Annotated in this window: 23 protein-coding genes; 14 read left to right on the top strand and 9 right to left on the bottom strand. The window is 61.2% G+C overall.

Annotation, left to right across the window (positions count from 1 at the left end; translation table 11 throughout):
* Positions 1-27 precede the first annotated feature (27 nt).
* A complete protein-coding gene (locus tag KJF94_RS08040) occupies positions 28-1,020 on the top strand; it encodes an AraC family transcriptional regulator (protein WP_214382447.1) in 993 nt (330 codons plus the stop codon).
* 9 nt (positions 1,021-1,029) lie between these two features.
* On the opposite strand, the gene KJF94_RS08035 is transcribed toward KJF94_RS08040, so the two are convergent.
* A complete protein-coding gene (locus tag KJF94_RS08035; RefSeq protein WP_214382446.1) occupies positions 1,030-2,259 on the bottom strand; it encodes a cytochrome c biogenesis protein DipZ in 1,230 nt (409 codons plus the stop codon).
* Here KJF94_RS08035 and KJF94_RS08030 point away from each other — a divergent pair.
* Positions 2,258-2,425 carry a hypothetical protein gene (locus tag KJF94_RS08030; protein ID WP_214382445.1) on the top strand — a complete coding sequence of 56 codons (168 nt, stop codon included), beginning with the start codon at positions 2,258-2,260 and terminating at the stop codon, positions 2,423-2,425. The two genes, KJF94_RS08035 and KJF94_RS08030, sit on opposite strands and share 2 nt — an antisense overlap.
* A gap of 14 nt (positions 2,426-2,439) precedes the next feature.
* Here the strand turns inward: KJF94_RS08030 and KJF94_RS08025 are convergent, their stop codons facing one another.
* Together KJF94_RS08025 and KJF94_RS08020 are read right to left on the bottom strand one after the other, a co-directional pair.
* Positions 2,440-2,736, bottom strand: coding sequence for a hypothetical protein (locus KJF94_RS08025; protein ID WP_214382444.1), 297 nt, complete (start codon positions 2,734-2,736; stop codon positions 2,440-2,442).
* Positions 2,737-2,783: 47 nt separating this feature from the next.
* Positions 2,784-3,044 (bottom strand): DUF2790 domain-containing protein, encoded by a 261-nt coding sequence (locus tag KJF94_RS08020; RefSeq protein WP_214382442.1) that lies wholly within the window; start codon positions 3,042-3,044, stop codon positions 2,784-2,786.
* Positions 3,045-3,350: 306 nt separating this feature from the next.
* On the opposite strand from KJF94_RS08020, the gene KJF94_RS08015 reads away from it, so the two are divergent.
* The 5 genes from KJF94_RS08015 to KJF94_RS07995 all read left to right on the top strand — a co-directional run bounded on the left by KJF94_RS08015 (position 3,351) and on the right by KJF94_RS07995 (position 7,759).
* Positions 3,351-4,091 carry a response regulator gene (locus KJF94_RS08015; protein ID WP_017338028.1) on the top strand — a complete coding sequence of 247 codons (741 nt, stop codon included), beginning with the start codon at positions 3,351-3,353 and terminating at the stop codon, positions 4,089-4,091.
* Positions 4,088-5,395, top strand: coding sequence for an ATP-binding protein (locus KJF94_RS08010; protein WP_214382440.1), 1,308 nt, complete (start codon positions 4,088-4,090; stop codon positions 5,393-5,395). Before KJF94_RS08015 ends, KJF94_RS08010 begins: the two co-directional genes overlap by 4 nt.
* A 201-nt stretch (positions 5,396-5,596) precedes the next feature.
* Positions 5,597-6,229, top strand: a complete 633-nt coding sequence (locus KJF94_RS08005; RefSeq protein WP_214382438.1) for a CDP-alcohol phosphatidyltransferase family protein — start codon at positions 5,597-5,599, stop codon at positions 6,227-6,229.
* Positions 6,216-6,815, top strand: a complete 600-nt coding sequence (locus KJF94_RS08000; RefSeq protein WP_008028204.1) for a lysophospholipid acyltransferase family protein — start codon at positions 6,216-6,218, stop codon at positions 6,813-6,815. Before KJF94_RS08005 ends, KJF94_RS08000 begins: the two co-directional genes overlap by 14 nt.
* On the top strand, positions 6,812-7,759 hold the full coding sequence (locus KJF94_RS07995) for a phosphatidate cytidylyltransferase (RefSeq protein WP_214382436.1): 948 nt from the start codon (positions 6,812-6,814) through the stop codon (positions 7,757-7,759). The genes KJF94_RS08000 and KJF94_RS07995 overlap by 4 nt, the downstream gene beginning before the upstream one ends.
* Before the next feature lie 145 nt (positions 7,760-7,904).
* Here the strand turns inward: KJF94_RS07995 and KJF94_RS07990 are convergent, their stop codons facing one another.
* The 3 genes from KJF94_RS07990 to KJF94_RS07980 all read right to left on the bottom strand — a co-directional run bounded on the left by KJF94_RS07990 (position 7,905) and on the right by KJF94_RS07980 (position 10,974).
* Positions 7,905-8,663 carry an HvfC family RiPP maturation protein gene (locus tag KJF94_RS07990; protein WP_214382434.1) on the bottom strand — a complete coding sequence of 253 codons (759 nt, stop codon included), beginning with the start codon at positions 8,661-8,663 and terminating at the stop codon, positions 7,905-7,907.
* Positions 8,656-9,495: an HvfB family MNIO-type RiPP peptide maturase gene (locus tag KJF94_RS07985; protein WP_214382432.1), complete on the bottom strand. Its 840-nt coding sequence runs from the start codon at positions 9,493-9,495 to the stop codon at positions 8,656-8,658. Before KJF94_RS07985 ends, KJF94_RS07990 begins: the two co-directional genes overlap by 8 nt.
* Before the next feature lie 144 nt (positions 9,496-9,639).
* Positions 9,640-10,974, bottom strand: a complete 1,335-nt coding sequence (locus tag KJF94_RS07980) for an acetamidase/formamidase family protein (RefSeq protein WP_214382431.1) — start codon at positions 10,972-10,974, stop codon at positions 9,640-9,642.
* 437 nt (positions 10,975-11,411) lie between these two features.
* Here KJF94_RS07980 and KJF94_RS07975 point away from each other — a divergent pair, with 437 nt between their 5' ends.
* Positions 11,412-12,458, top strand: a complete 1,047-nt coding sequence (locus KJF94_RS07975) for a class I SAM-dependent methyltransferase (RefSeq protein ID WP_214384787.1) — start codon at positions 11,412-11,414, stop codon at positions 12,456-12,458.
* A 157-nt stretch (positions 12,459-12,615) separates the two neighbouring features.
* Complete coding sequence (locus KJF94_RS07970; RefSeq protein WP_214382430.1) at positions 12,616-13,458, top strand: NAD-dependent protein deacetylase; 843 nt, start codon at positions 12,616-12,618, stop codon at positions 13,456-13,458.
* 120 nt (positions 13,459-13,578) lie between these two features.
* Here KJF94_RS07970 and KJF94_RS07965 read toward each other — a convergent pair whose 3' ends face one another.
* Positions 13,579-14,481: a LysR family transcriptional regulator gene (locus KJF94_RS07965; protein ID WP_214382429.1), complete on the bottom strand. Its 903-nt coding sequence runs from the start codon at positions 14,479-14,481 to the stop codon at positions 13,579-13,581.
* Between the two features lie 211 nt (positions 14,482-14,692).
* Between KJF94_RS07965 and KJF94_RS07960 the strand changes: the two genes are divergently transcribed.
* The 3 genes from KJF94_RS07960 to KJF94_RS07950 are packed head-to-tail and all read left to right on the top strand — an operon-like array spanning position 14,693 to position 17,286.
* Entirely contained in the window at positions 14,693-15,391 is a 699-nt protein-coding gene (locus KJF94_RS07960; protein WP_214382428.1) for a CoA transferase subunit A, read from the top strand.
* 36 nt (positions 15,392-15,427) lie between these two features.
* Complete coding sequence (locus KJF94_RS07955) at positions 15,428-16,093, top strand: CoA transferase subunit B (protein ID WP_057399619.1); 666 nt, start codon at positions 15,428-15,430, stop codon at positions 16,091-16,093.
* Between the two features lie 11 nt (positions 16,094-16,104).
* Positions 16,105-17,286 (top strand): acetyl-CoA C-acetyltransferase, encoded by a 1,182-nt coding sequence (locus KJF94_RS07950; RefSeq protein WP_214382427.1) that lies wholly within the window; start codon positions 16,105-16,107, stop codon positions 17,284-17,286.
* Positions 17,287-17,533: 247 nt separating this feature from the next.
* On the opposite strand, the gene KJF94_RS07945 is transcribed toward KJF94_RS07950, so the two are convergent.
* A complete protein-coding gene (locus tag KJF94_RS07945) occupies positions 17,534-18,136 on the bottom strand; it encodes an NADPH-dependent F420 reductase (protein ID WP_214382426.1) in 603 nt (200 codons plus the stop codon).
* A gap of 112 nt (positions 18,137-18,248) precedes the next feature.
* Here KJF94_RS07945 and KJF94_RS07940 point away from each other — a divergent pair, with 112 nt between their 5' ends.
* Entirely contained in the window at positions 18,249-19,142 is an 894-nt protein-coding gene (locus KJF94_RS07940) for a LysR family transcriptional regulator (RefSeq protein ID WP_214382424.1), read from the top strand.
* A 104-nt stretch (positions 19,143-19,246) separates the two neighbouring features.
* Here KJF94_RS07940 and KJF94_RS07935 read toward each other — a convergent pair whose 3' ends face one another.
* Positions 19,247-20,566 carry an Nramp family divalent metal transporter gene (locus KJF94_RS07935; RefSeq protein WP_214382422.1) on the bottom strand — a complete coding sequence of 440 codons (1,320 nt, stop codon included), beginning with the start codon at positions 20,564-20,566 and terminating at the stop codon, positions 19,247-19,249.
* 178 nt (positions 20,567-20,744) lie between these two features.
* Here KJF94_RS07935 and KJF94_RS07930 point away from each other — a divergent pair, with 178 nt between their 5' ends.
* A complete protein-coding gene (locus KJF94_RS07930; protein ID WP_214382420.1) occupies positions 20,745-21,536 on the top strand; it encodes a hypothetical protein in 792 nt (263 codons plus the stop codon).
* The last annotated feature ends 85 nt before the right edge of the window (positions 21,537-21,621 follow it).

Genomic DNA, 21,621 nt, shown 5'->3' with positions numbered 1-21,621 from the left:
GCTGCCCGCCCACAGGGGAATACCACCATGGACGCCCTGTCCCAGACCCTGCGCGTCGTCCGCCTGGTCGGCGCGATTTTCATCAACGCCAGGTTCACCGCGCCCTGGTGCTACCAGTCACCGAGCGCCGACACGGCAGCACCGTTTCTGGAGCCTGGCGCCGAACGCGTGGTGATCTTTCACTTGATCACCGAAGGCGAGTGTTACGTCGAACTCGGCGATGATCCGCCCCTGCTTCTAACGGCCGGCGATGTGGTGGTGTTCCCTCAGGGAGACGCGCACCGCATGGGCTCGGCACCCGGTCTCAAACCGGCAACTGGTGCGCGGCTGGACGTGGTGCTGTCACGGCGTCCGCGGCAGTTGAGCTATGGCGGTGGCGGCGCAGTCACGCGGCTGGTGTGCGGCTATCTGGCGTGCGACACGCGGTTGGCGGGCATGTTGCTGACCGGGTTGCCGGCCGTGGTGCGGGTCAATGTGCGCGGCTCGAATGCCGGCATCTGGCTGGAATCGTCGGTTCGTTATGCGCTGGCCGAAGCGCGCTCGCCGAGGCCCGGCGGCGAAGGGGTTCTGGCCAAACTGGCCGAGGTGCTGTTCATCGAGGTGCTGCGCCTGTACATGCACGAACAGGGCGAAGGTCGCACCGGTTGGCTGGCGGGTGTGGGCGACCGGATTGTTGGCGCCGCCCTCAACGCGCTGCACAAAAAACCTTGTCACACCTGGACACTGGATGAACTGGCGCGCACCGCCGGCACCTCAAGATCGGTGTTGGCGGAACGTTTTCAACAACTGGTGGGGATTTCGCCGATGCAGTACCTGACGCAATGGCGGATGCTGCTGGCGGCCAATCTGTTACGCAGCAGTAACAGCTCATTGCTGCGCATCGCCGAAGAGGTGGGTTATCAGACTGACACGGCATTCAGCCGGGCGTTTCGTCGTGAGTTTGGCGCACCGCCGGCGGCGTGGCGGCGCGGTCAGGAGCAAAAGACAATGGCCCACGGCGCGGAGCCTGTGAGCCATTGATCGGTCGGTTTATGCCGCTGGTGCGGGGGCTTTGGCGTCTGCCTTGGCCTCTTCCAGCAGCTGCTGGATCATCTTCTCCTGAGTCTCGTAGCGACCTTCACCGAAGTGGGTGAAACGCACCTGACCCTTGGCATCGATCAGGTAGTGAGCGGGCCAGTACTGGTTGTCGAAGTTGCGCCAGATCGCGTAGTTGTTGTCGATGGCCACCGGGTAGGTGATGCCGAGCTTCTTCACCTGATCCTTGACGTTGCCAATGATGCGTTCGAAGCCGTATTCCGGAGTGTGGACGCCGATCACCACCAGGCCATCCTTCTCGTATTTCTTCGCCCAGTCCTTCACGTAAGGCAGGGTGTGCTGGCAGTTGATGCAGTCGTAGGTCCAGAAGTCCACCAGCACCACTTTGCCTTTGAGCGAGTCGTTGGTCAGGGCTGGCGAGTTGATCCATTCGACGGCACCGGACAGCGACGGCATGGCGCCTTGGGCATTGTCCAGGGTCGTGTCGGCCTTGACCTTGCTGACCAGGTAATCCACCACTTTCGGTACGCTTTCCAACACGCCTTTCTCGAGGGTGCTGACGCCTTCGGACGAAGTGCCGGCCAGCAGTGTCTTGTCGGCACCGGTAGAAATCACCACCGCAGCGGCCAACACCGCAAACCCGGCGCCCTTACGCAACCAACCGGTGACCGGAATCGATGCTTTCAAGCGATTGACCAGGCCGCGGCCGGCGAAAATCAAGGTACCCAGGGACAACGCGCTGCCCAGGCCGTACGCCACCAGCAACAGACTGGTTTGCGCATTGGCGCCTTGCAGCATGGCACCAGTGAGGATCACGCCGAGGATCGGCCCGGCGCACGGTGCCCAGAGCAGACCGGTGGCAACACCGATCATGACCGAACCCAATGGGCCGGACATTTTCCGGGTTTGCGGGTCGAGGCGGTTGCCCAGCAGTACGAACGGGCGAGCCAGCCAGCCACCGACCCGTGCGGAAATCAGCGACAGGGCAAACAGACCCATCACGACCAGGGCCACGTGACGACCGGTGTTGTTGGCTTGTACCACCCATTCGCTGCTGACCACAGCCAGGCTGGAGATCAGGGCGAAGGTCAGGACCATACCGCCGAGGGTGAGCAGGATCGACGAACGAGTGCGCTTAACGCCGGCGAACAGAAACGGCACGACCGGGAGGATGCAAGGGCTGAGGACGGTCAATATGCCGCCCAGGAAAGCGATGAGAAACATGAGAATCACCTTGAAAATAATAGAGGGCGGCGCACCACTAAACCTGTGGGAGCGAGACCGGCTTGCCGGCGATGAGACCGGTACATTCAACATTGATGTCGACTGGCAGTCCGTCATCGCCGGCAAGCCGGTCTCGCTCCCACACTGGATCAGGGGTGACTACTGAAATACTGTCTGGCCTCAGGCCGTCTGCTCATCCAGCAACTGGCCTTGTGGCGTGCGGCTGCCACCGTTCTCGGCCACCATCTGGCCTTGCGGCGTACGGCTCGAACCATCCGCAGCCATCATTTGCCCTTGCGGCGTACGGCTGGAGCCGTCCTGTGCGAGGAAGGCGCTGGCGCCCTGCTCGTTCACCGGGGTCAGCTGGAAGCAGGTGCTGCTGCCGCAGGTGCTTTTTTCAACGGCGGCGTTGGCGTGGGCGGCGGCGCCGGCAAGGGCGAACGCGGCGGCGGTCAAGAAGCGGGTTACGTTTTTCATGATGTTCTTCCTGTATCAAAGGGGATTGGCAATCGGCAGCGAAAGACTCAGTTGTCCGAGTTGCAGTCAGCAAATTTGCGGTAGTCCAGGACCTGGGTTTTGCTCTGGGAATCCAGGTAAGTCAGCTGGGCGTCCACAATCCCGCAGGAATTCGAGGCGTCCTGTTTCAGCGACACCACTTTCTTGATGTCCAGGTGCGTGCCGTAGGAGTAGGTTTTGGCGGTGACGTCTGCTTCAGCACGGGCCGACAAGGTGCAGATGTTCAGGGCGGCAAACAGACAAGCGGCGTAGATGGCTTTGGTGTTCATGGCGGTTTCCTCAAGGCTTCAATAAGTAGGTCGTTCAATTGAGCCGAGGCGGTTGGGTTTGCCTCGATGGAACCTATTAGAAGCCTGCGAGGTATCTCGTCTGTGTCGAAAACCGGCGCATGTAAATCGGTACGTATCAAAGGGGCCTGCGGATACACAGCGATACAAAACCCCTGAAATCCGGCGTTTTTGCGTCCACGTGTATCCGCCGATACACCAGATACACTGCAATACAAAGGGTGGCGGGCGAACGGGCCAAGGCTCGATAGACTGTGCGTCATCCCCCATTTTCAGAGGCTTGGCCCCATGGAACACGTCGATCACATTCTCATCGTGGACGATGACCGCGAGATTCGAGAGCTGGTAGGCAACTACCTGAAGAAGAATGGCCTGCGAACCACCGTCGTCGCTGACGGCCGGCAGATGCGCGCATTCCTGGAGTCCACGCCGGTGGACCTGATCGTGCTCGACATCATGATGCCGGGCGACGATGGCCTGATGCTGTGCCGCGAGATCCGCGCCGGCAAACACAAGGCCACGCCGGTATTGATGCTCACCGCCCGCAACGATGAAACCGACCGCATCATCGGCCTTGAAATGGGCGCCGACGACTACCTGGTCAAACCGTTCGCCGCCCGTGAACTGCTGGCGCGGATCAACGCGGTGCTGCGCCGTACGCGGATGCTGCCGCCGAACCTGGTGGTCACCGAAAGCGGACGCCTGCTGGCCTTCGGTCGCTGGCGCCTCGACACGTCGGCCCGCCACCTGCTCGATGACGACGGCACCATGGTCGCCCTCAGTGGTGCGGAATATCGGTTGCTGCGGGTGTTCCTCGATCATCCTCAGCGCGTGCTCAACCGCGACCAGTTGCTGAACCTGACCCAGGGCCGCGACGCCGATCTGTTCGACCGCTCCATCGACTTGCTGGTCAGCCGCTTGCGTCAGCGCTTGCTCGACGATGCGCGGGAACCGGCCTACATCAAGACAGTGCGCAGTGAGGGTTATGTGTTTTCCCTGCCGGTGGAAGTCCTCGGTGCGCCCTCATGAAACACTCGTTGCGCTGGCCTCGCACCCTCGCCTCGCGGCTGTCGCTGATCTTCCTGATCGGCCTGATTCTGGCGCAGGCGCTGTCTTTCGGCGCGCAGTATTACGAGCGTTACGAAAGCGCGAAAAACACCATGCTGGGCAATCTGGAAACCGACGTTTCGACCTCCATCGCCATCCTCGACCGCCTGCCGGCCGAAGAGCGCATGAGTTGGCTGAAACAGCTGGATCGCCGCAACTACCGCTACTTGCTGGATGAAGGCTCGCCGGGTACGGCGATGAGTGACACGCCGATTGCGATGACGTCGATCAAGGACGCCATCGGCAAGGACTACCCGATGACCGTGACCGACATTCCCGGCCCGGTAAAACACTTCCAGGTCCATCTGAAACTGGCCGATGGCAGCCCGGTGACCATCGACGTGCGCCCGACGATGGTGCCGCTGTCACCCTGGTTGCCCACCGTTCTGCTGGGCCAACTGTTGCTGATGATTCTCTGCACCTGGCTGGCCGTGCGAATCGCCATCCGTCCCCTCACCCGCCTCGCACAGGCAGTGGAGACCCTGGACCCTAACACTCACGCCGTAAACCTGGATGAAAAAGGCCCGACCGAAGTCGCCCATGCCGCCATGGCCTTCAACGCCATGCAGGCGCGCATCGCGGCCTATCTGAAAGAACGCATGCAACTGCTGGCGGCGATTTCCCACGACCTGCAAACCCCGATTACCCGGATGAAACTGCGCGCCGAGCTCATGGACGACTGCAGCGAAAAAGACAAACTGTGGAACGACCTCGGCGAAATGGAGCACCTGGTGCGTGAGGGTGTGGCCTATGCCCGCAGCGTCCATGGCGCCACCGAAGAGAACCGTCGCACCGATCTGGATTCGTTCCTCGACAGCCTGGTGTTCGACTATCAGGACGTGGGCAAAGACGTACAGCTCAGTGGTAAAAGTGGAGCCGTCATCGATATCCGGCCGCACGCCTTGCGACGCGTGCTGGTGAACCTCACGGACAACGCGCTCAAATTCGCTGGTGCGGCAGAATTGCAGGTGGAGTCGAAACCCGGCGGCAATCTGTCGTTGAAGGTGATGGATCGCGGCCCCGGCATTGCCGAAGACGAACTGGCCCACGTGATGGAGCCGTTCTACCGCGTGGAGAATTCACGTAACCGCAGCACCGGCGGGACCGGCCTGGGCCTGGCGATTGCCCAACAATTGGCGCTGGCCCTTGGCGGCTCGTTGACATTGAGCAACCGTGAAGGCGGTGGGTTGTGCGCGGAGTTGAGATTGCCGACCCGACCTGTGTAGGAGCAAGGCTTGCCCGCGAAGGCCACGACGCAGTTCCACCTGAGAACCGTGTCATCGTTCTTCGCGGGCAAGCCGTGCTCCTACAGAAGCCGAATTGATGGGCATTAGGCGCAGGAAAGCCTTTATATTGTCGGGTGCAGTCGGTGAATCGCCACTGTGCTGTACTCGGCAGTACCTCATCATTGATATGGACATTGGCTAATGGATGAAAACAGAAGACCCATCAAGACGCGTTCTGCGGGGTGGGCCAGACACATCACCGACATTTTGGTGAAAAGAGATCTCTCCCCCAATCAGATCTCCGTGGCCAGCATCGCCTTCGCACTCGTTGGCATCGTGGCCCTCAACATCGATAACGGCATTGCCGGCTCAATCCTCTGCGCGATCGGCATTCAGTTGCGCCTGCTGTGCAACCTCTTCGACGGGATGGTGGCGATCGAAGGCGGCAAAAAGTCCGACATCGGCAGCCTCTACAACGAATTCCCCGACCGGATCGCCGACAGCCTGCTGATTGTCGGGCTGGGGTATGCCATCGGCTATTCGGACCTTGGCTGGTTTGCGGCGCTGGCCGCGGCACTGACGGCTTATGTCAGGGTGTTTGGTGGTTCGATCGGGCTCAAGCAGAGTTTCATGGGACCCATGGCCAAGCAGCACCGAATGGCCGTGATGACCGTGGCACTTCTGTTGAATGCCGTCGAAGCCAGCGTTTATGCCACTCACTACGTGCTGTTGATCGCGCTGGTCATCATCGCGGCCGGATCCGCCGCGACCTGCGTTACGCGCACCCTGGCCATCTCGCGCCAGCTGAAGGGGAATCCTCATGTGGATCAGTAACGCGCTGATTTCTGTTCTTCGATTCGTGATCGGCGTCACCGCCCGATGGGAAAGCCCGCCGGACCTGACACGCCAGCGTATCTATTTCGCCAATCACTCCAGCCATATGGACACCCTGGCAATTATCGCCGCCCTGCCACCGGAAGCCCGAGTGAACGTGAAACCGGTTGCGGCCGCTGACTACTGGGGAAAGAACAAATTCCTGTCATACATCTCGCAGAAAGGCCTGAATGCGGTGCTGATCGATCGCAATCCCGCGCCCGGCGTCAACGTGCTGGAGCCGATTTTCGATGTGGTGCGTGCCGGCCATTCGATCATCATCTTTCCGGAAGGCACGCGCGGCAGCGAGGCATTGCCCGGTCCTTTCAAATCGGGTCTGTTCCGCTTGGCCGAGACATTCCCCGAGGTTGACCTGGTGCCCATCTACCTGGAAAACCTGCATCGCTCCATGCCAAAAGGCAAACACGTCCCGCTGCCCATCATCTGCACGATCCGTATCGGCGACCCGCTGCAACGGATCAGCGGTGAGGAAAAACAGGTGTTTCTGGATCGGGCGCGTGACGCGATTGTGAGGTTGTCGGAATGAATCTTGATGAAAAGTTTTTGTGGTTCTTCGGCGCCATTGCCGCCCTGTTGGCGATCGCTTCGATCATCGGCCGTATACTGGCCAAGCGGGCTACGACAGAGGGCTCGATCTCAACTATCGAAAACCTCAATCAGCGCGTAAATGCCTGGTGGGGGATGGTGATCATTTTCTTCGTGTCCTACCTGCTGGGCGGGAACGCGACGGTCATTCTGTTCGGCTTCATTTCCCTGTTCGCACTCCGGGAATTCATCACCCTGACACCGACCCGGCCTGGCGACCATAACGCGCTGTTTTCGGCGTTTTTCATTCTGATCCCCCTGCAATACATACTGATCGGCACCCACTGGTATTCGCTCTTCACGCTGTTGATTCCGGTGTACGCCTTCCTGCTGTTGCCGGCGATTGCGGTGCTGAGCCAGGACACCGACGCCTTCCTGGAACGGGCGGCCAAAATTCAGTGGGGGGTGATGATTTGCGTCTACTGCATCAGCCACGCGCCTGCATTGTTGCTGCTGGATCTGGAAGGCTTCCAGGGTCAGAACGCGCTGCTGCTGTTCTACCTGGTGTTCGTCGTTCAACTGAGTGATGTGTTGCAGTACGTGTTCGGCAAGCTCTTCGGCAAGCACAAGGTTGCGCCGCTGGTGAGTCCGTCGAAAACCGTGGAAGGCCTGGTGGGTGGCGGTTTGTCTGCCACGCTGATTGGCGGCTGCATGTTCTGGATGACGCCGTTCAGTTTCTGGCAGTCGCTGATGATGTCGTTCGTCATCGTGGTGATGGGTTTCCTGGGCGGGCTGGTGATGTCGGCGATCAAGCGCAGCCTCAGCGCCAAGGACTGGGGCACCATGATCAAGGGCCACGGCGGCATGCTCGACCGGATGGACTCGATCTGTTTTGCGGCGCCGATTTTCTTTCACCTGACGCGGTATTTTTTCTCCGCCCAGTAATTAACGGGCATCCCCGATCCCCCTGTGGGAGCGGGCTTGCCCGCGATGACGGAGTGTCAGCCAACATCGATGTTGGATGTGCAGGCCTCATCGCGAGCAAGCTCTCTCCCACAGGGTTATTGGGTGTTTGGAGGATTGCGTTCGGTCAGGCAGTAACGCCAACCACTCCTTCCCCCTGCATCTGCCGCAACAACGCCGCCCCACTTTCGATGAAATCCTGCGACCCAGCCGTTCCTGCCTCCACAGCCAATCCCTCCAGCTGCTCGCGCCCGTTCAGCTCGGGAAACTCTCCAATGCGCTGCAACAACCGCCAAGCCAACGGGCTCAACGCGGAAAACTTCACACTCCAGTCCTCAACCCGCCGCACCAGCAGCAACGTCGGCTCGGCCGGTACAGCGTCCGGTCGATAATCCGGTCCGACCAGATGCACCGGCCAGGCATACGCCAACGGCCAGGCCAGCGGCGAAATCTGCAACGGTCGATCCAGCAACAACCCGTCATCGCTCGCCGGCAACGGCTCGGACTCGGACTGCTGCAACGCCATCTCGACCCACTCGTAATGCGCCAGCTCCACCATGAAGGGCGGCCACGGTCCGTCGTTCAACGCCGGCGGCTGTGCGGCGAGAAACTCGACGAACTCCTGGGCGATCTCACCGAATTTCGGCGTGTGCGCGCGGTAGTCCCGAAGGAAAATCCGCATCAGCGAACGCCAGTGTTCATCACCCAGAATCTTGATCAGCACCGGAAAAGTGCCGCTGAGCAACATCGACAGGTTGTTGAAAATCAGGTCGCGATAAACCTGTGCCCGCGCCACATCCATCCCGGCCGGCGGTGCGCAGTGATCCGGGTCGCGCAGGTAAAGACCCAGGGTGTTCTGCTGTTGAAACAGGGTTGGTTTATCCACGGTTCACCCCCTCGGTTTGCAAGCGGCGGATGGTCTGCAATTCGGCGACCAGTTCAGAGAACGCAGGGAAATTGAAATCCCGCTCCAGCAGCGTCGGTTGTGCGCCGAACCGGGCATAGGCCTCGGCCAGCAACGACCAGACCACCGGTTTCACCGAGGCGCCGTGGGTGTCGATTTTCAAGGTGTCGGACTCATCGAAATGCCCGGCCACGTGCATCGCCACCACCCGGCCGGAATCGATGCCGGCCAGAAAGGTCTGCGGATCGAAACCGTGGTTGATCGAGTTGACGTACACATTGTTGACGTCCAGCAGCAGGTCGCAATCAGCTTCGCGCAGCACGGCATTGGTGAACGTCAACTCGTCCATGTCCTGCTGTGGTGCCGCGTAGTAAGAGACGTTTTCCACCGCCAGACGCCGACCGAGGATGTCCTGGGACTGACGAATGCGTGCGGCGACGTGATGCACCGCTTCTTCGGTAAAGGGCAGCGGCAACAGGTCGTAAAGGTGACCGTCGTCGCTGCAGTAGCTGAGGTGCTCGCTGTACAGCGGCACGTTGTATTGATCGAGAAAACCCCGGACTTCCTGCAAAAACCCGACGTCCAGCGGCGCCGGCCCGCCCAGTGACAGCGACAGACCGTGACAGGACAACGGATACCGTTCGGCCAGGGCGCGCAACGCCGCGCCATGGGCGCCGCCGATGCCGATCCAGTTCTCCGGCGCGACTTCCAGGAAATCGAAATCACCCATGGGGGCAGCCTGGAGGTCCTTCATTAATCCGCGACGCAGGCCAAGTCCGACGGTCGCTTTCGCTGTGTTGATGGGGGTCTGCATGATGTCGATCTCAAGGGTTGCCAGAACAGAATCACAGTTAATCGAAGCGATGTATCGGGCCTGTGTTCCGTTCCGGCAGAAAATCGCAGTGGTTGTATCGCCGACGGGCCTGTACACACTTCGGTACAGACCCGCCGATTGGCGTTACGCCAGGTCGTATTTCTCACGCACCAGATGGCCGATGCCGATGCGATCCAGTACCGGCATCGGGCACAGGAACGTCACGCGCACGGTACCCGGCAAGCGGCTGATGTCGATAGAACCGGTGATGGTCGCGCGGTTGAGCACTTCGTCATACGCCAGGCCAGTGACCGAGGCAGCGCGTTTCAGGCCGTTTTCCACCGCCACGTTGAGGTTTTCGCCACTGCCGATGAAGGTGATCGGGCCGCTCTCTTCGATTTCATGCTGCCCCCAGCGCTCGCCCAGTTCGCGGACTTTCTGCCGCTGCCGGGCATTCATTGGCTGGGCCATCGGCGGCAGATCGTCGAGGTTTTGCAGGAGGATCGGCCCTTCCAGGGTCAGGTTTTTGATCACTTCAACCTGCACTTCGGTTTCCCCGGAGCAATCGGTGGCGTGCCCGGCGATTTCGCCGTTGCCCTGCTGGGCGTGCATGTCGCCCATGTAAACACCGGCGCCAGGGACTTTCACCGGGCAGATCAGCACGCAGCCTTCGCGGATCGAGTTGGTGTCCATGTGACCGTCGGTCTTGGCCGCGTGCAGTTCCTCGCGGGTCATGCCGAAACGGTGCGGTGCGCCGATCAGGTACTGACCGAAATCGGCGCAGTTGTGCGAGTCCGGCAAGTCACGGGACGGCGTGGTACCGATGTTGCCAAGGAACGGCCGCATGTGCGCGGCGACGCCAGGAATGTCGGCGCGGGCCAGGGACAGGATCGAATGCTGGGCGGCGAATTCAGGCAGCGCCGACATTTCGGAGGCGTTGCCGGCCAGTTGATTGGCGACGTCCTGATTGACGGTCAGGCTGACCTGGTTCTGCGCATCGAACACGATCACGTAACCGTGGCTGAATCGGAACGCGCTGACTTCGGCGCCACAGTTGTTGCAGCGAATCGAATCCTCGCCGATGCCTTCAACGTGGCTGGCCGGGTGTTCGGTGCCGCATTTGCTGCAAAATTTCGAAACGAACGGGTCGCCGTTGTAGCGGCCTTCGACAAAACTCATCACACCGGACGAAGTGGCCAGTGAGGTGACGCGCATGCTTTTGATCTTGATCGCCACGGCATCGCCGATTTCGGCACCGGCAATGGCCACCGGTTGGGTGACTTCATGGCCGCCCTCGAAGGCCGGCGTAATCATCGGCCCCCAACAGCCCGGCGGCGTGCCGGTGATCAGGGTGCCGCCGTCGGCCAATGGGCCGAGCATCGGCTGGCTCGGGCCGATGAGGCCGTTGGTGTATTGGTCGACGCGCAGACGATTGACGGGTGTGGATTTCAGGTCGGTTTCAGGCAGGAGCGTGGTCATTGTTGTCCCCTTCACGGTGTATAGGGTGCCAAGCGGCCTATGCAGTTCATCGCAGGTTTGTATCTGGGCTGTGTTCGGCGGTGGCGGGGAATGAACTGGAATGTGTCGGGGTGGTGTTTAGATACAGTGAGATACACACGCCTCTCGCAATCACTGCTGATCCCTGTAGGAGCAAGGCTTGCCCGCGAAGACGGTGTGTCAGGCAGCTCATTGTCAACTGACACACCGTCTTCGCGGGCGAGCCTCGCTCCTACAGGGGTTCAGGGCGGTCCATGTGGGCTTTCGTCGCTCCAGCCAGCAGCCCACAGCCTCCGGACTAAACTTAGTGCACCCAGGACGCGGTTATTGTCCTGTTCATTTCCACGACCACCGCCCAGAGCCGAATGCCTCGAAAAACAATGCCTCTGGACCGTGATCCTGCTGAAGGAGCACACATGATGGACGAGGCCAGACTCAACGATTTCATGGGCAAACTGGTGAACGACATGGGCGGCGCGGCCATGCTCGCCAATGTCATCCTCGGCGAAGAACTCGGGCTTTATCGGGCCATGGCCGACAGTCAGCCAATCACCCCTGAAGCACTCGCCGACAAGACCGGCTGCAACCCCCGTCTGCTGCGCGAATGGCTCAGCGCCCACGCCGCTTCCGGCTATATGGAACACACCGACGGCCAGTTCCGTCTGCCCGAAGAACAAGCCCTGGCCCTGGCCATCGAAGACTCACCGGTCTACATCGCCGGGGGTGTCGGGGTGGTCGCGTCGTTTTTTCATGACAAGGACAAGCTGGTCAACGCCATGCGCGGCAACGGTGCCCTGGCCTGGGGCGATCACCATCCGTGCATGTTCAGCGGCACAGAGCGATTCTTCCGTCCCGGCTACAAAGCGCACTTGATCGCCGAGTGGCTACCGGCCCTCGACGGCGTCGTCGCCAAACTGGAGGCTGGCGCCAAAGTCGCCGACATCGGCTGCGGCCATGGCGCCTCCACGGTGATCATGGCCCAGGCGTTTCCCGATTCGCGGTTCGTCGGCTTCGACTACCATGCCCCGTCCGTCACCGTCGCCACCCAGCGCGCTGAAGAAGGCGGCGTAGGCGGTCGCGCCCGGTTCTTCCAGGGCACGGCAAAAAGCTATCCGGGTGATGACTACGATCTGGTCTGCTATTTCGACTGCCTGCACGACATGGGCGATCCGGTGGGTGCGGCCAAGCACGCGTATGATTCGCTGAAACCGGACGGCACGGTGCTGCTGGTGGAACCGTTCGCCAATGACAAGCTCGACGATAACGTCACCCCGGTCGGCCGGCTGTTCTACGCGGCCTCGACCTTTATCTGTACGCCGAACTCCCTGTCCCAGGAAGTCGGTCTCGGGCTGGGCGCCCAGGCGGGTGAGGCGCGGTTGCGTAAAGTGTTTACCGAGGCGGGATTCAAGACGTTCCGTCGAGCCACGGAAACGCCGTTCAACCTGATTCTTGAAGCCCGCAAGTAAACCCCGCCCTTGTAGGAGCGAGGCTTGCCCGCGAAGGCGGTGTGTCAGTCGACAAAGAGCTGTCTGACAAACCGCCTTCGCGGGCAAGCCTCGCTCCTACAAGGGCGATCCGCAAATGGTACCCTGCACACACTCAAGATTTTCCGGAGTGTTGAACATGCTCGACAGCCGCACCCGCGAACAACTCGACCGGCTCCAGCAGCTCATGGCCGACCAACCGTTTGTGGTCCTGACCGGTGCCGGCATCAGCACCCCGTCGGGCATTCCGGACTACCGCGACAACCAAGGTGTACGGCGTGGCCGGCAGCCGATGATGTACCAGGAATTCCTCTCTGCCCCGGAATCCCGACGCCGCTATTGGGCGCGGGCGATGCTCGGCTGGCCGCGGGTGCGCCTGGCACAACCGAATGTGGCGCACGAGGCGCTGGCCAGTCTGCAAAGCACTCGGCGGATCGGCGGATTGATTACCCAGAACGTCGACACCTTGCACGACCAGGCCGGCAGTCACGACGTGATCGAACTGCACGGCAGCCTGCACCGGGTGTTGTGCCTGGACTGCGGGCAACGCAGCGAACGCGATTCGATCCAGCAGTTGATGGAAGCGCAGAACCCTTACCTGGCCGGTGTCGACGCGGTACAGGCACCGGATGGCGATACCTTGCTCGACTCGGCGTTCGAGGCGCGGTTCCAGGTGCCGCAATGCCCGCATTGCGCGGGTGAACGGATGAAACCGGATGTGGTGTTTTTTGGCGAGAACGTGGCGCAACAGACGGCAGCCAAAGCGATGGCGGCGGTCGAGAAAGCCGCGGGGTTGCTGGTGGTCGGGTCGTCGTTGATGGCGTATTCGGCGTTCCGGTTGTGCCGGGCGGTGGCGGATCAGGGGAAACCGTTGATTGCGATCAATCTGGGGAAGACGCGGGCGGATGACCTCCTCGACCTGAAAATTGAAGCCTCCTGCGAACAGCTGTTGCCGCTGCTGGCTCAGCGCCTCTCTTCCTGACCCACCGCAAATCCCTGTGGGAGCCAGCCTGCTGGCGATTTGGTCGGCACACCCAGCGTTCATGGTGACTGACACATCGCTATCGCCAGCAGGCTGGCTCCCACATTAGGTGGACGGTGATCAGTCCATGGAAACCTGTTGGTCCAGGTTTTCTTCCTTCAGAATATCGAACAACGCCTGAGCCGCCGCCGACAATTCAATCCCCGGTTTGGTCAACACGCCAATCGCCCTTTCCACGACCGGGTCGCGTAACGTGATGCACCGCGCACCCAGCTCGCGCATCTGCCCGGCACACAGCGCCGGCACCGCACTCACCCCCAAACCGCTGGCAACCATCCTTCCGACCGTCGCCAACTGATGGCTTTCAAACTCCACCGGCAACTTCATCCCTCGCGCCTGCAAGTGCTCTTCCAGCATTACCCGCACCGTCGACGGTCGTTGCAAGGTAATGAACGGTTCTTCAAGCAACGTCTGCCAGTCGATATCGTCCCGTTCAGCGAACGCGGAATCAAACGGCACCACCGCAACGAAACGGTCCATGTACAGCGGCGTGAACGCCAGCGACGAACTCTGCGTCGGCTCGAACGCCACCCCCAACTCGACCTGCCGATCACGTACCATTTCCAGCACCTGTTCGTTGATCACGTCATTCACCGTGACGTTGACCTTCGGGTAGCGCGCACGAAACGTCTTGAGGATTGGCGGCAACAGGTTGCCGGCAAACGACGGCATCGCCGCCAGCGTCACCCGCCCGCGTTGCAGGGTAAAACGCTGGCGCAGTTCGTCCTCGGCATTGTCCCAGTCGGCGATCAATCGACGGGCCAGCGGCACCAGCGACTCACCTTCAGCGGTCAGCGCCACATTGCGCGTGTTGCGCGTAAACAGCCGCCCACCCAGGCCTTCCTCCAGCGCCTTGATGGTCAGGCTCAGCGCCGATTGCGACAGGTGCAACCGCTCGCAGGCCACGGCAAAGCTCAGACTCTGGGCCACGGCCAGAAAGGCGCGGATCTGCTTGACTGTCATGGGCGTATTGCTCCAGTAATGGCGCAGGCACTGCCGCCCGGCGATGGCGCCCTATAGATCGCCATCGCGAGCAGGCTCGCTCCCACAGGGTTGATTGGTGAGTTTTATCTATCAATCAACCTTAAAAATCAACTTAACAAATAAATCCCCTGGCGAGACACTCCTTCCCATACGGCTAGCCAGCCGCCCACAAAGAATAAAAGAGGTGCATATGGCAGGTTTCGACAAGCGCGTGAGTTCCTACGAGGAAGCTCTGGCAGGTCTTGAAGACGGCATGACCGTGATCGCGGGTGGCTTTGGCCTCTGCGGCATCCCGGAAAACCTGATCGCCGAGATCAAGCGCAAAGGCACCCGCGACCTCACCGTTGTTTCCAACAACTGCGGCGTCGACGGTTTCGGTCTCGGCGTGCTGCTGGTAGACCGGCAGATCAGCAAAGTAGTGGCCTCTTACGTCGGTGAGAACAAACTGTTCGAAGACCAACTGCTGAAAGGCGAAATCGAAGTCGTCCTGACCCCTCAAGGCACCCTCGCCGAAAAAATGCGCGCGGGCGGCGCCGGCATCCCGGCCTTCTTCACCGCCACCGGTGTCGGCACCCCGGTTGCCGAAGGCAAGGAAGTGCGCGAATTCCACGGTCGCAAGTACCTGATGGAAGAATCCATCACCGGTGACTTCGCCATCGTCAAAGGCTGGAAAGCCGACCATTTCGGCAACGTCATCTATCGCCACACCGCCCAGAACTTCAACCCGCTGGCCGCCACCGCGGGCAAGATCACCGTGGTCGAAGTCGAAGAAATCGTCGAACCGGGCGAGCTGGACCCGGCGCAGATCCACACCCCTGGCATCTACGTCGACCGGGTCATTTGCGGCACGTTCGAGAAGCGCATCGAACAGCGCACCGTGCGTAAGTGATCCCCTGCCCCCGGACCGAATGAAGGAATAACAACAATGGCACTTTCCCGCGAACAAATGGCTCAACGCGTCGCCCGCGAAATGCAGGACGGCTTCTACGTGAACCTGGGCATCGGCATTCCGACCCTGGTCGCCAACTACATTCCTGAAGGCATGGAAGTCATGCTGCAGTCGGAGAACGGCCTGCTCGGCATGGGTCCCTTCCCTACTGAAGAAACCATCGATGCCGACATGATCAACGCCGGCAAACAAACCGTGACCGCGCGGATCGGCGCTTCGATCTTTTCCTCCGCCGAGTCCTTCGCGATGATTCGCGGTGGTCATGTCGACCTGACCGTGCTGGGCGCCTTTGAAGTGGACGTGCAAGGCAACATCGCCTCGTGGATGATCCCCGGCAAGCTGGTCAAGGGCATGGGCGGCGCCATGGACCTGGTGGCCGGCGCAGACAACATCATCGTCATCATGACCCACGCGTCCAAGGACGGCGAGTCCAAGCTCTTGTCCCAATGCAGCCTGCCGCTGACCGGCGCTGGTTGCATCAAGCGCGTACTGACCGACCTGGCTTATCTTGAAATCGAAAACGGCGCGTTCATTCTTAAAGAACGTGCACCGGGCGTCAGTGTCGAGGAGATCGTCGCCAAGACCGCCGGTAAACTGATCGTGCCGGACCACGTTCCGGAAATGCAGTTCGCTGCCCAGTGAGGAATCATTCCATGCAAGAAGTCGTCATTGTCGCCGCCACCCGCACCGCCATCGGCAGTTTCCAGGGCTCGCTGGCCAATGTGTCCGCCGTTGACCTCGGCGCCGCGGTGATCCGTCAGTTGCTGGCGCAAACCGGTCTGGACCCCGCGCAGGTTGATGAAGTCATCATGGGCCAGGTGTTGACCGCCGGTGCCGGGCAAAACCCTGCGCGCCAGGCGTCGATCAAGGCCGGCCTGCCTTTCGCTGTACCCGCCATGACCCTCAACAAGGTGTGCGGTTCGGGCCTGAAAGCCTTGCATCTCGCCACCCAGGCGATTCGCTGCGGCGACGCCGAGGTGATCATCGCTGGCGGCCAGGAAAACATGAGCCTGTCCAATTACGTGATGCCGGGCGCGCGCACCGGTCTGCGCATGGGTCACGCGCAAATCGTCGACACCATGATCAGCGACGGCCTGTGGGATGCGTTCAACGATTACCACATGGGCATCACCGCCGAGAACCTGGCTGAAAAGTACAACCTGACTCGCGAACAACAGGACGCTTTCGCGGCGGCCTCCCAGCAGAAAGCCACGGCCGCCATTGAAGCCGGGCGCTTTGCCGACGAGATCACGCCGATCCTGATTCCGCAGCGCAAGGGCGATCCGCTGTCCTTCGCCACCGACGAGCAGCCACGCGCCGGCACCACCGCCGAATCCCTGGGCAAACTGAAAGCCGCCTTCAAGAAGGACGGTTCGGTGACCGCCGGTAACGCTTCGTCCCTGAACGATGGCGCCGCCGCCGTGATCCTGATGAGCCTGGAAAAAGCCAAAGCCCTGGGTTTGCCAGTGCTGGCAAAAATCGCCGCTTACGCCAACGCGGGCGTCGACCCGGCAATCATGGGCATCGGTCCGGTGTCGGCCACTCGTCGTTGCCTGGACAAGGCTGGCTGGTCCATCGACCAACTGGACCTGATCGAAGCCAACGAAGCCTTCGCTGCGCAATCCCTGGCGGTGGCCAAGGACCTGGAATGGGACTTGAACAAGGTCAACGTCAATGGCGGTGCCATCGCATTGGGCCACCCGATTGGTGCGTCGGGTTGCCGGGTTTTGGTGACCCTGCTGCACGAAATGATCAAGCGTGACGCCAAGAAAGGCCTCGCCACCCTGTGCATCGGTGGCGGTCAGGGCGTGGCACTGGCGCTCGAACGAGCGTAAAGCGTTCAACAGACGGCGCGGGGACCCACGAAGATCCGCTGCCGTCTGGCAACACCCCCGGTGTTTCTGTAAAAGCTTGCGAGCTTTTGTGGCGAGGGCGCTTGCTCCCGCTGGAGTGCGCAGCGCTCCCAAAATCTTCGACAGTTGCCGAGATTTTGGGGCTGCTTCGCAACCCAGCGGGAGCAAGCGCCCTCGCCACAATGGGCTGGCAGACATCAGATGCACCGGGTTCTTTTTGTCCGAGCCTTCAGCCGAATTTCACCAGGTTCAGAATCGGCAAAGGCCCGCCTGGAAACTGTGCCAGTCGCGCGCCGACGCTCAGCTCCCCGAGATCAATCCCGCAGAAACCCAAGCGCTCGATCAACGCGATCACTTGCGCCTTCGCCTCGGCCTCATCACCCGACACGAACAGCACCCGCTTACCGCCCTCCGCCGCCGGATCGCTCTCCAGCAAACGCGCCGCCAGGTGATTGAACGCCTTGACCACCCGCGCGCCCGGTACCCATTCAGCGAACACTTCGCTGGACATCCGCCCGTCCAGATCCACCGCTTTATACGACGGAGCCTCTATCGAGTTATTGGCGTCGATCACGATCCGCCCGCCGAAGTCCGGCAAACCGGCCAATGCTGTCGGTAATTTCGACCAATTGACTGCGACCAGAACAATAGGCTGGGCAGCCGCTTCTTCACGGGTCCCGGCCCGCGCCGTCGGACCGAGCTCCGCCACCAGCGACGCCAGGGTTTGCGGGCCACGGCTGTTGGCGATGACCAGCTCGATGCCTTGACGCGACAGTGCTCTGGCAAACGCTGCGCCGATTGCGCCGGCGCCGATGATTCCGATAGTGCTCATGATGGTTCACTCCGAGGGGTTGTCGTTGGAGTGAATACTGAACTTGCCAATGCGGCTTTATTAGACGGTAATGCTTTGAATAATTTTCAAGCGTCGTTTGAAGGTGCCAGCCATGGAAACCCTCGCCAACCTCGAATCCTTTGTGCGCAGCGCCGAAACCGGCAGCTTTTCTGCCGCCGCACGTTTGCTTGCGCTAACGCCTGCTGCAGTCAGTCGCAACGTGGCGATGCTTGAGCGCAACATCGGTGTGCGGCTGTTTCAGCGCTCGACCCGCAAGCTGTCGCTGACCGAGGCCGGTGAAAGTTTTCTGGCCAGCATCGGCGGCAATCTGGAGGCGTTGCAGGTGGCGATCAGCGCCGTGAGCAGCGATCGCGGGGAGCCGGCAGGTGTGCTCAAGGTCAGCCTCGCGCCGACGTTTGGCATCGGTCATGTGTTGCCGTTATTGCCGGCATTCCTGGCGCGGTATCCGTTGATCCGACCGGAGTGGCATTTCGAAAATCGTCAGGTGAACCTGATTGCCGAAGGCTACGACGCGGCGATTGGTGGCGGGTTCGAGTTGACGCCGGGCGTGGTGTCTCGGACGTTGGCGGCAGCGGATATCGTCGCCGTTGCCTCACCGGCCTACTTGAAGGGACGCACCCCGCCACGCACCCCTGCGGACCTGCTTGGACACACCGGCATCGTGATGCGCGGCATTCGGACCGGGCGGATTAGGCAGTGGGTGATGCACGATCGGGCGGGCCATGAAGAAAGCGCCACCCTGAACGAAAACATTGTACTGAATGATCCGGCGGCCATGCGTGAGGCGGCACTGCTGGGCCTCGGTGTGACGCTGCTGGTATTGCCTGATGTGGTCACGCACATCCAGCACGGTGAGTTGGTGCGCTTGCTGCCGGACTGGTATGCGGAGGCGGGACCGATCTCGCTGTATTACCCGAGCCGGACGTTGATGCCGGCCAAGACCCGGGTGTTTATCGATTTTGTGGTTGAGGCGTTTCAGCGATAGTCCGCGTCATCGTTCATCGCCGGCAAGCCGGTCTCGCTCCCACAGTTGAACCGCATTCCCCCTGTGGGAGCGAGACCGGCTTGCCGGCGATGAGGCCCGAACAGTCACCCCAAAAACTGCAGAATCAACCAGCTATTCGCCCCACTGATCACCGTAAACAACCCCCAAGCCAACACCCGCGTCGGCAGCCGGTTCACAAACGGCCCCATCAATTTGTGGTCATTGGTCATCCGGATCAGCGGATACAGCGCAAACGGCAACTGCAGACTCAACACCACCTGACTCAACACCAGCAGCTTGCCGATCGCATTGTCACCCATCAGCCAGACGCCGATAAACGCCGGGATCAGCGCCAGCCCCCGCGTGATCAACCGCCGCTGCCAGCAAGGAATACGCAGGTTCAGGTAACCCTCCATGATCACCTGCCCCGCGATGGTGCCGGTAAACGTCGAACTCTGACCGGACGCCAGCAGCGCAACGCCAAACAACACACTGGCCAACGCCCCGCCCACCAGCGGATCAAGCAAGTGATAGGCGTCCTGGATGTCCACCACGTCGGTGTGCCCGGTCTTGTGAAAGGCGGCCGCCGCGAGGATCAGGATCGCCGCGTTGACCAGCAGCGCCAACGCCAGGGAACCGATGGTGTCGATGCGCGCCAGCTTCACCGCATCCTGCTTGCTGGCCAGGTCCTTGCCGATCATCCGGGTCTGCACGATCGAAGTGTGCAGGTACAGGTTATGCGGCATCACCGTGGCCCCGAGAATCCCGATGGCCAGGTACAGCGGCGCCGCATCGCCAATGGCGGACAACGACGGCGTGAAGCCGCGGGCGACGTCCGGCCAGTAAGGCTTGATCAGCAACAATTCAACGAAGAAACACACACCGATGGTGCTCACCAGCACCAGCATGATCGCTTCCAGTCGGCGGAAGCCACGGTTCTGCAGGGCCAGCACCAACAACGTGTCGAACGCCGTGAGGGCGATGCCGAAGGTCAGCGAGCAACCCAGCAACAAATGGAATGCCAACGCACAGCCGAGCACTTCGGCGAGGTCGGTAGCGATGATCGAGATTTCCGCCAGCACCCATTGGGTGCGCGCCGTCCGCGTGCTGTAGCGTTCGCGGGACAGTTGCGCCAGATCGCGCCCGGTGGCGATGCCCAGGCGCGAGCACAAACACTGCACCACCATGCCCGCCAGACTGGCCAGCAACACCACGAACAACAGGCTGTAGCCAAACCGCGAACCGGCCTCGATGGCGGTGGCCCAGTTACCCGGGTCCATGTAGCCGATGGACACCAGCAAACCCGGGCCGGCGAAACGCAGGACACGCTTGAAGAATGACGCGCGAGGGTCAACGGCGACACTGCCCGCCACTTCGGGCGGGCAAAACGGCGCAGTGGCGACTTTTGGCAAACTGAATTTCACGCACTCATTCCAAAAAAGCAGGCGGGAGGGGCAGCTTAGACGTTTCACCCCGCGGGCCCAAGGGGCAAATGCCAAGATCCCGCCGCTGGCGATTTGTATACAAAATCCGACTTTTCATAGAGCAATCCGCCACCCGCAATGCTAACGTTGCCCGCTCACACAGGTCGGAGGTGTATGCGTGCTGCTGCTCAAACTGCTGGTCATTCCCGGGTTTCTCTTGTTGATCTCCCTCGCGGGCAAACGCTGGGGCCCAAGCGTTGCCGGTTGGCTGTCGGGGTTGCCGGTGGTGGTCGGGCCGATTCTGTTTTTCCTCGCCATCGAGCAAGGCGAAGTGTTTGCCGCGCAATCGGCGACCGCCGCGTTATCCGCGATGTTTGCGATGATCGCCTTCTGCGTCACCTACGCCCAGGTCGCACAACGGGCTGGATGGCCATGGGCACTGACGGTTTCGCTGCTGGTCTGGGCGACGGCGGCCATTGTGCTGTCGGTGATCCCGTCGTCCCTGGTGTTCTCCGTCATCGCCGCCGCGACTGCGCTGCTGGCGGCGCCGTATCTGTTCCCGGCCGTGCAGCCCATCGTTTCGGGCCCGGCACCCAAGTCCGACAAATTGCTGCTGCGCATGATCGCGGGCGCCCTGCTCACCCTCGCCGTGACCTTGCTGGCGAGCACCGTCGGCGAACGCTGGAGCGGCCTGCTCGCAGTGTTCCCGGTATTGGGCAGCGTGATGGCGGTGTTCTCCCAGCAAACCCGCGGGCCGGCGTTTACCGCTGCATTATTGCGAGCCACAGCAACGGGCATGTATTCGTTTGCAGCGTTCTGCCTCGTTCTCGCACTGACGCTACCCGTCATGGGTCTGGGCGGGTTTGGCATCGGCGTCGCTGTGTCCGTGGCCATGCTCGGCGTCACCAAACGCCTGTTGGCCAAACCGGTGGTTAGTCCACCGACACCTTCAACTATTTCGAACGAGTAGAACAACAACCTCGTACGTCAATCGAACGGGTTTCGCCCACCATCAGCCTCAGTTAACTCACCCATCACTGACTGAGGCCTACACC

Origin of the sequence: Pseudomonas hormoni, from assembly GCF_018502625.1 — a bacterium.
GTDB classification, from domain to species: domain Bacteria; phylum Pseudomonadota; class Gammaproteobacteria; order Pseudomonadales; family Pseudomonadaceae; genus Aquipseudomonas; species Aquipseudomonas hormoni.
Note: the sequence above shows the minus strand (reverse complement) of the source record. Positions and strands in the feature narration are given on the sequence as shown.